Annotated in this window: 12 protein-coding genes; 2 read left to right on the top strand and 10 right to left on the bottom strand. The window is 64.1% G+C overall.

Features of this window, described 5'->3' with window-relative positions; translation table 11 throughout:
* Positions 1 to 2: 2 nt before the first annotated feature.
* From G6N73_RS15615 to G6N73_RS15590, 6 genes are all read right to left on the bottom strand, one after another.
* Positions 3 to 1898 (bottom strand): ABC transporter substrate-binding protein, encoded by a 1896-nt coding sequence (locus G6N73_RS15615; protein ID WP_165029117.1) that lies wholly within the window; start codon positions 1896 to 1898, stop codon positions 3 to 5.
* Complete coding sequence (locus G6N73_RS15610; protein WP_165029115.1) at positions 1895 to 3784, bottom strand: ABC transporter ATP-binding protein; 1890 nt, start codon at positions 3782 to 3784, stop codon at positions 1895 to 1897. Before G6N73_RS15610 ends, G6N73_RS15615 begins: the two co-directional genes overlap by 4 nt.
* Positions 3785 to 3942: 158 nt before the next feature.
* On the bottom strand, positions 3943 to 4857 hold the full coding sequence (locus G6N73_RS15605) for a polysaccharide lyase family 20 protein (RefSeq protein ID WP_246252093.1): 915 nt from the start codon (positions 4855 to 4857) through the stop codon (positions 3943 to 3945).
* A gap of 41 nt (positions 4858 to 4898) precedes the next feature.
* A complete protein-coding gene (locus G6N73_RS15600; RefSeq protein WP_165029111.1) occupies positions 4899 to 6239 on the bottom strand; it encodes an adenylate/guanylate cyclase domain-containing protein in 1341 nt (446 codons plus the stop codon).
* A complete protein-coding gene (locus G6N73_RS15595; protein WP_165029109.1) occupies positions 6236 to 7054 on the bottom strand; it encodes an FkbM family methyltransferase in 819 nt (272 codons plus the stop codon). Before G6N73_RS15595 ends, G6N73_RS15600 begins: the two co-directional genes overlap by 4 nt.
* Positions 7055 to 7133: 79 nt before the next feature.
* Complete coding sequence (locus tag G6N73_RS15590) at positions 7134 to 8294, bottom strand: DUF3095 domain-containing protein (protein WP_165029107.1); 1161 nt, start codon at positions 8292 to 8294, stop codon at positions 7134 to 7136.
* A gap of 94 nt (positions 8295 to 8388) precedes the next feature.
* On the opposite strand from G6N73_RS15590, the gene G6N73_RS15585 reads away from it, so the two are divergent.
* Together G6N73_RS15585 and G6N73_RS15580 are read left to right on the top strand one after the other, a co-directional pair.
* Positions 8389 to 9474, top strand: coding sequence for a glycosyltransferase family 4 protein (locus tag G6N73_RS15585; protein WP_165029105.1), 1086 nt, complete (start codon positions 8389 to 8391; stop codon positions 9472 to 9474).
* Entirely contained in the window at positions 9471 to 10217 is a 747-nt protein-coding gene (locus G6N73_RS15580; RefSeq protein ID WP_165029103.1) for a polysaccharide deacetylase family protein, read from the top strand. Before G6N73_RS15585 ends, G6N73_RS15580 begins: the two co-directional genes overlap by 4 nt.
* Here G6N73_RS15580 and G6N73_RS15575 read toward each other — a convergent pair.
* The 4 genes from G6N73_RS15575 to G6N73_RS15560 all read right to left on the bottom strand — a co-directional run bounded on the left by G6N73_RS15575 (position 10162) and on the right by G6N73_RS15560 (position 15027).
* Complete coding sequence (locus G6N73_RS15575; RefSeq protein ID WP_165029101.1) at positions 10162 to 11076, bottom strand: MBL fold metallo-hydrolase; 915 nt, start codon at positions 11074 to 11076, stop codon at positions 10162 to 10164. The two genes, G6N73_RS15580 and G6N73_RS15575, sit on opposite strands and share 56 nt — an antisense overlap.
* 130 nt (positions 11077 to 11206) lie before the next feature.
* On the bottom strand, positions 11207 to 11671 hold the full coding sequence (locus G6N73_RS15570; RefSeq protein WP_165029099.1) for a cyclic nucleotide-binding domain-containing protein: 465 nt from the start codon (positions 11669 to 11671) through the stop codon (positions 11207 to 11209).
* Between the two features lie 39 nt (positions 11672 to 11710).
* Complete coding sequence (locus G6N73_RS15565) at positions 11711 to 14425, bottom strand: ABC transporter ATP-binding protein (protein WP_165029097.1); 2715 nt, start codon at positions 14423 to 14425, stop codon at positions 11711 to 11713.
* Positions 14426 to 14433: 8 nt separating this feature from the next.
* Positions 14434 to 15027 (bottom strand): hypothetical protein, encoded by a 594-nt coding sequence (locus G6N73_RS15560; protein ID WP_165029095.1) that lies wholly within the window; start codon positions 15025 to 15027, stop codon positions 14434 to 14436.
* Positions 15028 to 15047 lie beyond the last annotated feature (20 nt).

Raw genomic sequence — 15047 nt, 5'->3', positions numbered from 1 at the left:
GTTCAGGTTTCCTCGCCGAGCCAGAACGTATCGGGCATGTAGACTCCGAAATAGCAGGTCGGATCGAAGCCGTAGAGCGCCTCCTTGGGAAGATTTCGCAGGCGGGTCGTGGCCAGGATAGGCTGCTGCGTGGCGTTGACGATGCCGATCGAGAACACCTGCTGCGTGTAGATGGACAGCATCTTGTGCCAGATCGCGGCCCGTTCCGGCGTTGTCACCGTATGGCGCCATTCCTTGAGCAGTCTGACCAGTTCGGCAGCTTCCGGCACGTCGGGCGCCTCGCCGATCTCGCCATGCGACAGATAGTGGGATCCCCAGACCGGCCATTGCAGCTGGTCGTCGGCCGTCGGGGCCAGTTGCCCGGGGTTCATGTCCGCTGTCGGCACGCCATTGTCGATGCCCGACCAGATCGACATCATGATCTCGCCGGCAAGCGCCCGGCTGCGGAACACGTCGCGCTGCGAGGTTCGGATGAAGAGGGCGAGGCCGACATTGCGCCAGTGGTCTGCGACCAGTTCCAGCACGTCGGTTTCCAGTGTGCTTTCGCCCGCGCTCTCAATGATGATCTGCGCCGGGCGGCCGTCGGGCAGGATGCGGATGCCGTCATCGTCACGCACATTGAGCCCGGCCTCGTCGAGCAGGGCATTCGCCTGCGCCGGGTCGTGCTCGATCCACGCCTGCGCATATTCAGGGCGGAAGAGCGGGCTTTCGGGCAGCACCGTGTCGGCGCTTGGTTTCGCCAACCCGTAAAACACGGCCATGTTGATTTCGCGCCGGTCGATAGCCAGCGACAGCGCCCGCCGCACCCTGACGTCGCGCAGCAGCGGCCGCCAGACCACGTCGCCTGCATTCTGGTTGGGCAGCAGCGCGATTCGCGATCCTAACGTCTTCTTCCAGAGACTGACTTTCACCGGATAGCGCTTCTCGGCGTCTTTCAGGAAGGCGTAGTCGGTGAAATCGAGGTTGATCGCCTGAAGATCGCTCTCGCCCGCGCCGGCCTTGGCCGGGATGATCGACGACGAACTCACATTCAGCACGAACCGGTCGATATAAGGGAGTTGCAGCCCGTTCTCGTCGACGCGGTGGAAGAACGGATTGCGCTCGAAAACAAACTGTTCGGCAGGCGGCTTGACGGTGTTGCGCCACGGGTCGAGCGTCGGCAGATCGGGATTTTCCGGGCGATACTGCCGGGCCATGCGGATGTGCAGCGAGGTCCACTTCTTGGCCTTGTGCTGCTTCATCAGCTCTTCGAGCTTGGCCTTGTCCTGGTGCTTTTTGTGGAATTGCCTGAGGTAGGCCGCCGGCACGGCGAGGCTCAGCGCCTGCGGTGCGGCGAGCTTCGGCAGGAAGTCCGGATTGGGCGCATGCCAGGTGTAGCGGACGGTCAGCGGGTCGACGATCTCGAATGTCGGTCCTTTGCCGTCGACCACGAGAGCGGTGTCGACACCACCCAAATCTTCATCATTGATAACGTCCTCCCAGCAATAGCGGAAGTCTTCCGGCGTCAGCGGGCTGCCGTCTGACCATTTGTGGCCTTCGCGCAGGCGGAAGGTGAAGACGCGGTCCTCTTCGCTGGTGAAGCTTTCCAGAATATCCGGCTGCAGGGTAAGTGTCTCATCATAGCCGACCAGCCGGGCATAGCCGTAGATGGTCATCAGCCTGATGTCTTTCTGGCTGCCGATCAGCGTCCGCACCGTCCCGCCATGCTGGCCGGGTTGGCGGCCCATCGACGCGACTTTGACGATGCGCGGCATCCGCGGCATCCGCTCGGCGACCGGCGGCAGCTTGCCTTCGTCCAACTGCGACTTGAAGAATTCCGGTTCGCGGTCGGCGGCTCGCAGCGTTCCGGGCAGCAGGGCCGAGCCGATGACGCCGAGGGCGGTGCGCCGGGTGATCACTGCCGCAACTCCCGCATGTCGGCGCTTCGCCGCGCCAGAACCAGATGGCCGCCGCCGAGATCGGTGGGCGACAGCGCGTCCTCGTCGCCGTCCTCTCGGAATTGTGGAGCCCAGGCGCTGGTGTCGGATGCGCCGCTGGCCTGCAGCGTCTCGAAGTCGAGCGGCCGGTCGAGATCGGGAAACGGTACGGCAGCGAGCAGCGAGCGCGTATAAGGATGGACCGGCCGCTTCATCAGCGTCTCGCGCGGCGCGAGTTCCACGATCCGGCCGCCGCACATCACGGCGATACGGTCGGCCATATAATCCACCACGGCGAGATTGTGCGAGATGAACAAATAGGTCAGGCCGAGCTCCTTCTGCAGATCCTTCAGAAGGTTTAGTATCTGCGCTTGCACGGAAACGTCCAGTGCCGAAACAGGCTCGTCGCAGATCAGCAGGTCGGGCCCAAGCGCCAGAGCGCGCGCAATTCCTATGCGCTGGCGCTGGCCGCCCGAAAACGAGTGCGGGTAGCGGTTGATCGAGCGCTGGTCGAGCCCGATCGCCTGCAGCAGCGAGCGAACGGTCTCGAGCCGGGAGCGCGCATCGCCGCGGCCGTGGATTTCCAAGGGCTCGCTGAGGATGTTCTGCACGGTCAGGCGCGGCGACAGTGACGAGACCGGATCCTGAAAGACCATCTGGATTTTTGTTCGAAGCGTGCGCAGCGCTTCGCCTTGGGCGGCGAGGATGTCGATAGGCCCCTGGTCGCTGTTGTAGATGACCGAGCCGGCTTCGGGAGTCACTGCGCGCATCAATATCTTGCTGACGGTGGTCTTGCCGCAGCCGCTCTCGCCGACCAGGCCGAGGCATTCGCCCCGCTTTATGTCGAAGCTGACGTCGTCGACAGCGCGCACGGCGATCTGCGCGTGCTTGCCGAACCAGCCGGATTTTCGCGTCGTGAAGGATTTGCTCAGGCCGGAGACCGACAACAGCGTGTCGGAAGCGGCTTTCGCCGGCTTCTGCTTGCCTAGCAGGTTCTCGACGTTGACCGGCACCTCGCGCAACGCCTTCAGACGCTCACCAGCTTTCATGTCGAAATGCGGAACGGCCGCCATCAGCCCCTTCAGATAGGGGTGGCCGGGCCGGCGGAAGATAGCCTCGACCGGGCCCGCCTCCATGATCTCGCCGTGGTAGATGACCACCACCTCGTCGGCGACATTGGCCACAACGCCGAGATCGTGCGTGATCAAAAGCATCGCCATGTTGAGCTTGCTCTGCAACTCGCGCAGCAATTGCAGGATTTGCGCCTGTATCGTCACGTCCAAAGCCGTCGTCGGTTCGTCGGCGATCAGCAACGCCGGCCGGCAGATCAGCGCCATCGCGATCATCGCGCGTTGCCTCAGACCGCCGGACAGCTCGAACGGGTACATGTCGTAGGCGCGGCGCGGATCGGGAAAACCGACCAGGCCGAGCATCTCTTTGGTGCGGTCTTTTATCTCCGCCCCGGACATTTCGGTATGGATCTTCAGCACCTCGCCGACCTGGTCGCCGATCGTGTGCAGCGGCGACAGCGAGGTCATAGGCTCCTGGAATATCTTGCCGATGCGGCTCCCGCGCACCGCCCTGATTTCCTGCCCGTCGCGCGGCATCTGCAGGATGTCGACCGGGCCGTTGGAATTTTCCGGATCGTTGAACAGGATGCGGCCGCGCACGCGCGCCGATTGCGGCAAAATCCCCATCACCGCCTGGCTGATGACCGATTTGCCGGAGCCGGATTCGCCGACCAGCGCCGTCACCTTGCCCGGCAGGATGCGCAGATTGGCCCGCTTGACCGCATGGACAGGGCCACCGACGATCGCAAAGGATATGCCGAGGTCTTCGATCCTTAAAAGGTCAGCGCCTGAATTCATCGCCCGCACGGTTCCCCTGTCCGAGCGCTGAACTTCCCCGTCTCCGCTGCTCGACGAGCGGAGATTATCGCACAGCTATTGGGCTGCCTAGTGTTAGCGATCAATAAAACAGAAACTTGCGGTAGAACGTTCCGCCCGCTCGTGCCGGCCCGAGAGCGTCATTGCATCGGACAGGGCGCCCCGGCCAGCACGTCGGCGCAGCGCGGCGAGCGGCGGAAATCGTCATAATAGACGGTCCATTCGGTTGTATGCGCCGCGCGATAGGGGCCGAATTTGAAGTACTGGTTCTTGCCCAGGCCCCTGTCGGCATGGCCGATGTGCCCCTTGACGGTGACGACCGGCTTGCCGTTGGCATAGAGTTCAATGTGGCCCGTCCCGTCCGGGCCGGGCTTGGTGTAGACGGCGAAATCGATCCAGCCGGAACCCGGAGCCGGCAGCTTGTTGCCGTGGTCGATGACCTTTATCGCGTTCGTACAGGTGTTGAACAGCGGGCCGTCGCCGGGCCCCCAGGCGGCGTCGGTAGCCACCAGCGCACGCATCTGGTTGGTTTCGGGGCGGAGCCAGACCGGCGTGCCGCCGGTCGTGCAGTTCGGCCCGACGCCGTCTCCGGTCTTGTTGGTGGGAGCCACATAGTTGGTTTCGACCGTGGCGTGGAGCTTCCCCTGCCGCAGCCGCAAGGCGAAGAAGGGGCTGAAATCGCCTTCGGCGCCCGGTTCGATCTCCCGCTTCCACTGCGCGATCAGGTAGCGATGGTCGTCATTCGGCACCGGGTCGGCGAATTTCACGGCAAAGCCATACCAGACGCCCTGGTCGTAGGGCACGCGCAGCTCGGGCTTTTCCCAGATCTCGGCACGCTCGCTGCAACTCCTTGCGGTGGCCCCGCAGAGCGGCTTGATGCTGAGTTTCAGTGCCCCGCCGCCGTTGCGGGTCACGGCTTTCTGGAATTCGACGCGGCCCGCGCTTTGTTCGAAATTTTCCTTGTAATAAAGGCCGCCCGATTCGGAAAAATCGGAACCGTCGAAACTGTCGATGAGAACGTCCGAATTCGCCAAGGCGCCGGTCTGGCAGCACATGCAAAAGGCGGCCGCCAGGCCGACGGAGCGGATCGTCGTGTTCATTGCAGCTTCTTTCCCCCGTTCACTTCAATCATGGATTGTCCGCCACCACGAATCAAGAGCATCAACTGCTCGGCGTCCGACATGCCGTCGTAAGTCACCTCGAACCCGTCCTCGTCGGTCATCTCGATGTCGGTGACGTCCGGGTGCAGGATCGTCAGCTTCTGCCTCACCCCGGCCAGTTTCTCCTTGCCGAGCGTCACCCATCCTCCACCGGTATAGGTTGCGAAATCCTTGCTGGCGATGAGGCGGTGCGGATATTTCTTGGTCAGCACCTGCAGGCGCTGCACCTCGTTGACGGCTGAGCCGAAGGCCGAGAACGTCAGGCGGTCGGTTAGGCCGACATTGCCGAACATCACATTGCCGACATGCAGTCCGATGCCGTAGCCGATCTCGGCCAGCCCTTTCTGCTTCCTCTCCTCGTTGAGGTCGGCCATGCGGGCGCTCGCCTTGAACGCTGCGGCAAGTGCGGCCCGGCAGGCGATTTCCGAAGGCTCCCGGTGACGGTCACAGGGATAGACGGCCAGGAAGCCGTCGCCCAGAAAGCTCATGATCTGGCCACCCCTGCGGTTGAAGGGCGCCGCGATGGCGTCGAAAAAGCGGTTCAGCGTCTCGATATAGACCTCGCGGCCTTCGCGCTCCGCGAGCATGGTCGAGCCGCGCATGTCGGCCATCACCAGCGCCGCGCGGATCGTGTCTCCCTCGCCGCGCTTGATCTGGCCGTTCAACACGCGCTTGCCGGCGTCGCCGCCGAGATAGGTGGTCAGCATATTGTCGGCGAGCTTGCTGAGGACCGCCATCTTGGCCGCCACCGCCAGATGGTTTTGCACGCGCAGCAGCGCCGCGATCATGTTTTCGCTGAAGCCGCCGGGATTGTCGGTCGACCATGAGCCGAGCATGCCCTGGTTGTTGTCGCCGTCGAACCAATGCTTGAAGGCGAGATAGTCGGTGACGCCGAGCAGCTTGAGGTCGTCGAAGATCGGGAACTCAGACGGTCCTTCCGGATCGATGCGCCGCCTGAGATGATCGAGATTGTTGCTGAGCAGGTGGTAATAGGGGCTGCGCAGGAAACGCTCGGCAGTCTCGCCGGGCTTCTTGCGGAAGCCTTCGACATGCATGCCGGTGCCGCGCTCCCAGGTGAAGCCGAGCGCGTCGTAGAGCGGGTGCAGCATCGAAAAGCTGAGATGTACGCGGGCCAGCGGAAGACCCGCGGCGGCCAGCCTTTCGCAGAAGCCGCGCACCATTGTTTCGAGATCGTCGCCGACGAGCGACGAATGGCTCAGCCAGTCGGCGACCTTGTCCATCAGGATGGTGGAAACGTCTGCGTTTGTGATGCTCATAGCTTGTCCTCGAAGGTTGGAGCGGGATTGCGTTCGAACACGAAATCCGCCCCCTTTGGTTTGCCGCAAAACAGGATTCCCCCCAGGATATACGCCGCCAGACTGTCGAACTTGTGGAGGCTGGGGCCAGGGATGAAGCGGCCCAGCTGCCTCCCCAGCCGCCATGTCGCCCATGCGGTGCGCAGCCGCCGCCACAGCCAGCCGCCTCTCAGGCTCTTCTCGTACAATTGCGGATGGACCGCGATCTGCAGCCCGCGCAACGGGTAATGCCTCAGCTTGGCCAGTTCGCCTGCGATCTCGTATTCGTAGCCTTCGATGTCGATCTTGACGAAGGCCGGCGCGCCTCCCGCATGACGCATGATGTCGTCTATGCCGAAGCCGCGGGCCGACGCCTCGGCGCCATTGCCGATGTCGAGGATGCTGGTTTCGGAACTGCCGAAGCCGTCGACGGCATGGATCGCCACCTTGCGGCAGTCGGCGAGCGCGCCTTCTATCACGGTCACATTGCCGGCTGCCGGCGCCAGCGCGTTCAGGATCGCGGCGCATTTCGGATCGGGGTCGACCGCCACCACCTTGCGGGCAACCTGCGCCGACCACATCGGCGTCACGCCGATCCACGCGCCAATGTCGATGAGCACGGTGTCGCTGTCGAGGTTGCGCGCAAGAGTAGTGAAAGTGTTCGCTTCCCAGCAATTTCCGGAAAGCTTGCGGTAGAATTTCGCGTATTCGCACATGTCCGGAAGGGCGACGGTGCGGCCGGCATAGCGGACATCGACAGTTTTTATCGGCTCCGCGCGTTCGAATGTCCGGCTCATGAAATTTCAGCTCGGGATTGCAATCTTGGATGGTCATATAGGTGGCGCCAGCGACGGGTAACAGTGCCACGGGCGGGTTTCAGGCTGCCGCTTTCGCCTTCAGGGTGTTGGCGGCCATGGCGTATCCGCCCGCCGCTCCGTCCACGAAATGGATGTGGTCGCGCTGCAGTGGCGTGGCGACGATGCAGGTCATCAGCGCCGAATCCTGCCGGTGCAGCCCGTAGCTGCAAATCCCTTCGCGTTCGGCCCGCTCGAGCCGCTCCTCGATCCGCCGCAGCCGCTCCCGGTCGAGGTCGACCGTCATTTTCAGGCCGTCGTCGAATTTCCGGAAATCGGAATTGCGGACGACGTCGCTCCGATACTGAAGCGGATCGAACCGCCCAAGCGACAGGCGGAGCTTCGAAAGTATGCCGATGAGCGCGGTCTGCCCCAGAATCATCAGTTTAGGCCAGAACCGTTTTCCTTTGGGCGCAAGCGCGCGCGCCTCGGCTTCGAGCCCCTTGGGCGGGAAGCTGAAACCGGGTCCCTCCGGCGGCACGGGATGGCCGCCTCGCTCCTCCTCGCCCACCAGCGCCACGATATCGGCCACCAATTGCTGGAACGCCTTGCCGCTGCCGGCCGGGCCCGGGACCGCGATGATCGAGACGATCTCGCCATGCCGCGCCTCGATCGGGTTCCAGCGGCATGACAGCCCGGCCAGATCCGGCCGCGTGCCCGCCGGGGCAGGCTCGACCGTGAAGCGGCCGGCCTTCATCTCGGCTTCCGCCCAGCTTGCGCCGCCTCCGGTGAACATGGCGTAGGAAACCTCGCCGCTGGCCTGGAACCGCGCCACCCGGACGTCCAGTCCCCGGGCGCGGATATCGGCCACCGGCACGATCGCGGCGCGCATCGTCAGCTCCAGCTCGTCCGCCACCCATGCCTGGACGGCCGACAGCGCCTCGCGGACGGTCGCGGTGGCCGTGGCGGGGAAGGCGACCAGCGCCCCGTCGCCGCCGAAGACGAAGGGCAGGTCGCGGCGGTCGAGCGCGTTGAGCAGCGCCGAAATCACGCTGGCGCCGGCCATGTTGACCGATTTGTAGCCTCCTGTTGCGATCGCCTTGGTCGAGTCGACTATATCGGCTGTAGCCAGCGACCAGTCGTCGGGCAGCGGGCGGTAATTGTCGGCGTCGGCCACGCCCTCGAACTGCGCAAACTGCGGCAGCGTGTCGAGAAACGGTTGATCGAGGAGCTTGTTTTCCATGGTCGGTGAAATAGCACATCTCCCGGTTGGCTGGCGATCAATCCGAGGTGACCCCGAAATTGACTTGCGCCCGATTCCCCAGATAGGTGGCGCGATGCGAATTGCCTACTACGCGCCGCTCAAATCGCCGGATCATCCCGTGCCGTCGGGCGACCGCCAGATGGCGCGGATGCTGAAGGCGGCGCTGGAGCTTGCCGGATATACGGTCGAACTGGCCTCGGAGTTTCGCAGTTTTTCCGCGAACCCGACGGCCGAGTCGCATGCCGCGGCCCTGGCCGAAGCCGAGCGCGAAATCGCCCGCCTGTCGGCCTTGTGGGAAACCGGGAAAAAACCCGACCTCTGGTTCTGCTACCACCCCTACTACAAGGCCCCCGATCTTCTCGGGCCCACGCTCTCCTCCCGCTTCCATATTCCCTACGTCACCGCGGAGGCCTCTTATTCGACCCGCCGCAACATCGGGATATGGGCTGAAAACCAGGCGCGGCTGGCGGACATTGTAAGACACGCGGCGCTGAACGTCTGCTTCACCGCCAGAGACCGCGACGGACTGGCCGAAATCGCGCCGCGGGCCCGCTTCGAACTGCTGCCGCCCTTTATCGACGTTTCGGCCTTTGCCGCGCCGCCGCCCGCCGCCGATCCGTCCCTTCTGGTCGCGGTTGGCATGATGCGTCCAGGCGACAAGATGGAGAGCTACCGGATGCTCGCCCACGCGCTGGAGCGGCTTGCACATTTGTCCTGGCGCTTGTCGGTCATCGGCGACGGCGTTTGCCGCGCCAAAGTGCAGGCGGAATTCTCGCGGATACCCCCGGAGCGCATCGACTGGCTGGGCGAAAGGCCGCCGGCCGAAGTGCCGTCACTTTTGCGCGGCGCGGGCGTCTATGTCTGGCCGGGCTGCGGCGAAGCCTACGGTCTTGCTTATCTGGAGGCGCAGGCCGCGGGGCTGCCGGTGGTGGCGCAGGCGATTGCGGGCGTTCCCGAGGTCGTCCGGCACGGAACGACCGGCCTGCTGACGCCGCCGGGAGATGTCGCCGCATACGCGGAGGCTATCGAGCGGCTGCTGACGAATGAGGCCGAGAGACAGAAACTAGGCGCGGCCGCGCGGCGGTTCGTCCTTGACGAGCGCTCGCTCGAAGCGGCGGCCAGGCGCCTGGCTGCGATACTGCCAGAGGCCCGAACATGACGCCCAGCGAAATCTGGCAGCCTCTGACGAGAGAACTGGCGCGCTGGCTTCAGGCCGGCCGGACCGCCGATTTCTGGCTGCGCGACGACGACGCGATCGAGCCTACCGCCGCGCTCGACCGGCTGCTCGCGATGACCGCTACCTACCAGGCGCCGGTCGCGCTTGCGGTCATTCCGGCTTGGACCGGAGCGCCATTGGCCGAGCGGCTGGCGCGCGAAAACCATGTCACGGTGGCGGTCCACGGCTGGTCGCACGAGAACCACGCCCCTCAGGGCGAAAAGAAGCAGGAACTCGGACACCATCGCCCCCGCGACATCGTTCTGGCGGAACTTTCGCAAGGGCGCGCGCGCCTGCAGCGCCTGCATGCCGGGCGTTTCGCACCCATGCTGGTGCCGCCATGGAACAGGATTGATGCAGACCTGCTGCCGCACCTTGCCGGCATAGGCTTTTCGGCGCTGTCGGTGTTCGGCGCGCCCGGGCCGGCCCCCATACGCATGCTCAACAGCACCGTCGACATCATGGATTGGCGCGGCAATCGCGGCGGCCGCGACCATGCGGCGCTCATTTCTGAAATCGTGGCGCAGCTCGAACTCGCATTCCGGGGCGAGGGCGGTCCCGTCGGCCTGCTAAGCCATCACCTCGTGCATGACGAGGTCGCCTGGTCGTTCCTCGAGCGCCTGTTCGAGGTTACGGCAGCGAGCGGCGCTTGCCGCTGGCGGCCGGTTGGCGAGCTGCTTGCCTGAGCGGCGACGGCTTGGGCAGCTTCAATCGCGGAAATTCGAGCGTCTGCCCGTCCATGGCGGCGAAAGCGCCGGGAAAGGCCGCCATCGCCTCTTTCTCCATCGCGGCGAGTTGGTCGTCGGTGCGCGAAGGATCGTGATGGAAAATCGCCAGCCGGCGCGCGCCGGCAGCCTCGCAAAGCTTGACGCCCTGCTGCCATGTCGAGTGGCCGTAGCCGCGCTTGCGCAGCATTTCTTCCTCGGTGTAGGTGCAGTCGTAGAGCACCAGATCGGCGTCTTCGATGAGCCCCAGCACGACCGGATCGAGCTTGCCGGGCTCATGTTCGGTGTCGCTGATCAAGCACACCGCGCGGCCGCCCCATTCGACGCGGTAGCCGACGCAGCCGCCCGGATGGGTCAGGCTGCCGGTCCTGATCGTTATGCCTTCCTGCGGTTTCAGGATGTCTCCGGCGACGAAATCCCGCGTCCCGACACACGCCCTGCAAACTTCCATGGCGACCGGAAACCAGGGCGGGCGCATGAATTCGCCGAGCATTTCCTGAGTGGTCATGCGGCCGGCGAGGTGACCCGACCATGCCGTGAGGTCGATACGCGGATTGTAAAGCGGAAAGAAGAACGGCAGCCCGATGATGTGATCGTAATGGCAATGGGTGAAGAACACGTCGAACTGGTCGACGCCCGCCGCCATCAGCGCCTCGCCGGCCGGGCGGGCTCCCGAGCCTGCATCGAAGAGCAGCGTATGCGGCCCGCAGCGCATCTCCACGCATATGGTGTTGCCGCCGTAGCGCTGATACTGGGCGCCCGAAACGGGGACGCTGCCGCGAACTCCCCAGAATCGAACCTGGAACAAGTCATCGTTCATTCTATATCTTCGCCCGTCGGCTCCCGTCGGGGAGCTATCCTAGCCAGACTGGCGCAATATAGCGAGACAGGCAACTCACCGCCTTTCGTTCAATTTACGCTGCGTCCGCGGCCGGGCGAAACGAGTGCGCCTAGTGCTTGGCCTGGCGCGCCTGGCTGCGCGCGTCGGAAAGTTCCGCCGTCGTGTGCCCGAGCCGGTCGGCGAGCACGCGGATGATCTCGATCGTCATTTCAGGAAATTCCCTGAGCAGCCGCAGGAAATGATCCTTTCGGATGCGCAGCGCTTCGAGCGGCATCGACGCCTGCACGGTGGCGGTTCGCGATACGTCGCACAAGATCGCGATTTCGCCGACGATCTCGTTGGGCTCGACCTCGGCGACCTTTATCTGCCCGCTCGGCGAGTCGACGATGATGTCGGCCTTGCCGGACAGGACGACATAGGCCGCGTCGCCCTCGTCGCCCTGGCGGAACAGGATTTGCCCGGCGCCGTAGCTCACGCGGTCGGAGGTGAAGGCCAGGAGCTTGAGCTTGGCCGGCTCCACATTCGAGAACAGCGGCACCCGCCGCAGCATTCCGACTTCATCGTTGAGAAGCATGACCGTAACCCTTGCCCCAATCAAAGCTGTCCAAGACTATCATGACAGCAATCCCTTGAAGATACCGTTTCCGGCCGCGAGTGTCTCGTGCGTTCCATCTTCCACCAGTTCTCCGCCATGGAAAACGATTACGCGGTCGAACAGTTGCGCCATGGCCGGATTTTCTAACACCCAGATGATAGCCGGATCACGGCCGTCGCGCTTCGCTTCCTCGAGTACGTTGCGTACGATCTGGTCCTGCGCCCGCTGGTCCAGCGCCGACAGCGGCCGGTTGAGGATCAGGAAATCGGCGCGCTTGAGCAGCGCACGCGCCAGGTCCAGCTTCTGCCGCTGCGCTCCGGTCAGCCGCCTGCCGCCCACACCGACATTGAATTCGAGGCCGATGCCCAGCACCTCGTCGTAGAGGCCGAGTTCGTCGAGGATTTCGCGAACGATCGCGCGGATGCGCTCCGGCCCGTCCGGTTGATTGTGGCCGATGCGCCCGAACAGGACATTGTCCATCAGGCTCGCCGCAGTGCTGAAGCGCATCGGATCGTAGCGCTGGATAGCGCCGGCCAATTCCTTCGGCAGGCCTTCATGGAAGCGGCCGCGCGCCTCGACGATCCTCGCCATCAGATCGTCGGTCAGCAGGCCGAAGCGATGCCTGGGTTCGATATAAGCGAAGCTCAGCATGATGATCTGGGCGCGGTCCTGCTCGGAAACCGTGGCATAGCTGCGCCCCTTGAGCTTCTGCAGCAGCACCGTGTAGCCGGGGATCTCGTCGGCGGTCATGAAGGCGAGCTGCTGGAAGAACGGGTGGTCTGGCGGCAGGTCGCTGAACAGCTCGATGGCGTTGCCGGCGATCTCCAGGCCCATATTGTAGAGAACTTCGTCGAGCCCGGCAGACTTCAGCACCGACAGGAAGTACGGATTGGAAGCCAGCGCCTTGTCGGCAAGCTCCGGTCCCGTCGCGGTGCCGAAAAGCAGGTTTTCGCCGACCGTGGCCTGCGGGTTGTATGCTCCCGGCTCGAACGGCACGACCAGTCCGCTCACCCCTTCGGCCGCGACGCGCTCTCGCAGCGCCTGACGCAATTCCACGATGCGGTCGACGATCTCGGGATGGCGCGACGGTTCGACCGATGCGCGCAATCCGAGGTCGAGTATGTCGCGCGACAGCGCCACCGCCTCGAGCACCGGCCGTATCACCAGCAAGATGTCGTCCGGGCCTGTGGAGCCTGCCGCGGCGTAGTCGACCCAGTCGCTGTTCAGGTCGAAATCGGGGTTGCCGGCCTTGAGCGCTTCGCCCACCTCCCAGTTGCGCTGCGTCGCCCGTTCGCCGTCATAGACCGTTGGCGTCAGCGGCGCGTGCTTGAGGCCGTAAAGCAGATTGTCGCTCAGCGTTCCCTGCGCAAGAAACGCGTCGGACGAGGCGTAGGCCATGCGCCGCCCCACCACCGATTCCGGCAGTTCGAGAAGATCTTTGCCGCCGATGGCGATCCTGCCGCTTTCGGGCCAGATCAGCCGCGCGACCGCTTCCGCGAAAACCTCCGCGCCGCCTGCGGCGGTTCCGACCACGGCCACCTTCTCGCCCGGCTTGATCTGCACCGAGACGTGCTCGAGCAGCCTTGCGCCGCTGTCGTCGACCAGCGACAGATTGACGGCGGCGATCGGCGCATCCAGCGCCGGGACGCTTTCCGGCGACACGGCCTGGATGCGGGAATCCACGATATGGTCGATGCTGAACTGCTCGACCACCTGAGCGTATTTAACTTGTACGTCCTGGCGCGCCTGGTCCCAGTCGATCAGGTCCTTCATCGGGCCGGGCAGATCCTTATAGGCGCCGATTACCGCCACGAGCTGCCCGACATCGAGGCGGCCCTGCAGCGCCAGATAGCCGCCGATCAGGTAGAACAGGAACGGCGTGACCTGCGCCAGGAAGTTGTTGATGAACTTGACCAGGAATTTCCACTGGTAGAGGTCGTAGCGGATCTTGAAGATGCGGCCGAGCCGCGCGGCGATGTCGGCGCGCTCGTAGTTCGACGTGTCGTGGTTGTGGATGGCGCCGATGCCGTCGACGATCTCGCCGACCCGGCCGGAAAGCTGTCGGGCGGTAAGCTGCCGCTGGCGGCCGAGTTCGATCAGCCTGCGTCGCATCCTGGGGATGATGCCGAGCTGGATCGCGACGATCACCAGCGCGACCAGCCCGAGCCAGAAGTTCTGGAGCATGATGAACAGCATCGCCGTCAGCGCCTGCCCGCCGAGCAGGGCCGGTTGCACGAAGGCGTCGCCGATGAAGCCGCCGAGCGGCTCGACCTCGTCCTTCACCATGGTCGCGATTTCGGCCGATTTCACCCGCTTGAACTGGTGAGGCGGAAATCTGAGCACGAGATCGACGAGTTCGAAGCGGATGCGCCGCAGCATCCTTTCGCCGAGGCGGCCCTTGTAGGTGTTGATGTAGAGCTTGAACAGGCCGTTCACGATCACCAGGAGCAGGAACACCATGCTGAGAGCGAAAAGCGTCTGTTCGCGGTCGAGCGATATTCCGGAAAAGAATACGGTTTCGCCGAGCACCGGAAGATCGAAGGCAACCCGCAGGAATGGCTGCGTGGTTCCGGGAGTTTCAAAGCCTTGGCCCTGTATTGGCCCGTTGACGATCAACTTTGGCAGGTTGAACGACATGTAGAACGGGATCATCGACATCGCGACGACCGCCAATATCCAGAGCTGCTGCTTCCAGGTGTGCGTCCAGATATAGCGGGCCAGGCTTTGTTCCATGGGCGAGTTCAGGCCGCTGAACCGGAGGGATGAAGCACGTGAAAGCGCCGCCTGGCATAGGGCGTGGCGGCGATCTCCGGATCTTCGAGCTTGAGTTCGAAGCTGCAATAGTTGGTGAGCGTCGGGCGCGAAAGGATCGACGGAACCTGCGAAGCCGCGCGCTCGAACTCGGGCGTGTAATCGATAACCACCACGCCGGCGTTGTCGACCAGCGAGAACATGAGTTTGCCGAGCGGCTCGCGCTTGCCGAAAGGCTTCAGCGAGTAGCCGAGCAGCACAAGGCCGTAGCTGCGCGGCGCATAGTCGAGTTCGACATCCTGAAACTTGCGGGCGATGTGGCGCACGCGGCAAGGGCGGCCGTTGAGTTCTTCGGCCTCGTATTCGGCGGTCTTCGGGTCGATCGAGGTGACCGACAGCGGCGCATGGGTAAGATAGCCGGTGATCGGCCGCCTGTGCCCGCCGATTTCGAGCACATGCGGACAGCCGCGCACGAAATGCGCCGCCAGCACCTGGCGTATGGCGGCGGCAGGACCGGACAGATGCGGCAGGTTCTGTCCGGCGCCGTCGGATGGCGGAACGGCTTCGAACGGTTTCGGGTTCATATGGTCAGATTGCGTTGGTT

Source organism: Allomesorhizobium camelthorni (genome assembly GCF_011045125.1).
In the GTDB taxonomy this organism is placed as follows: Bacteria; Pseudomonadota; Alphaproteobacteria; order Rhizobiales; family Rhizobiaceae; genus Allomesorhizobium; species Allomesorhizobium camelthorni.
Note: the sequence above shows the minus strand (reverse complement) of the source record. Positions and strands in the feature narration are given on the sequence as shown.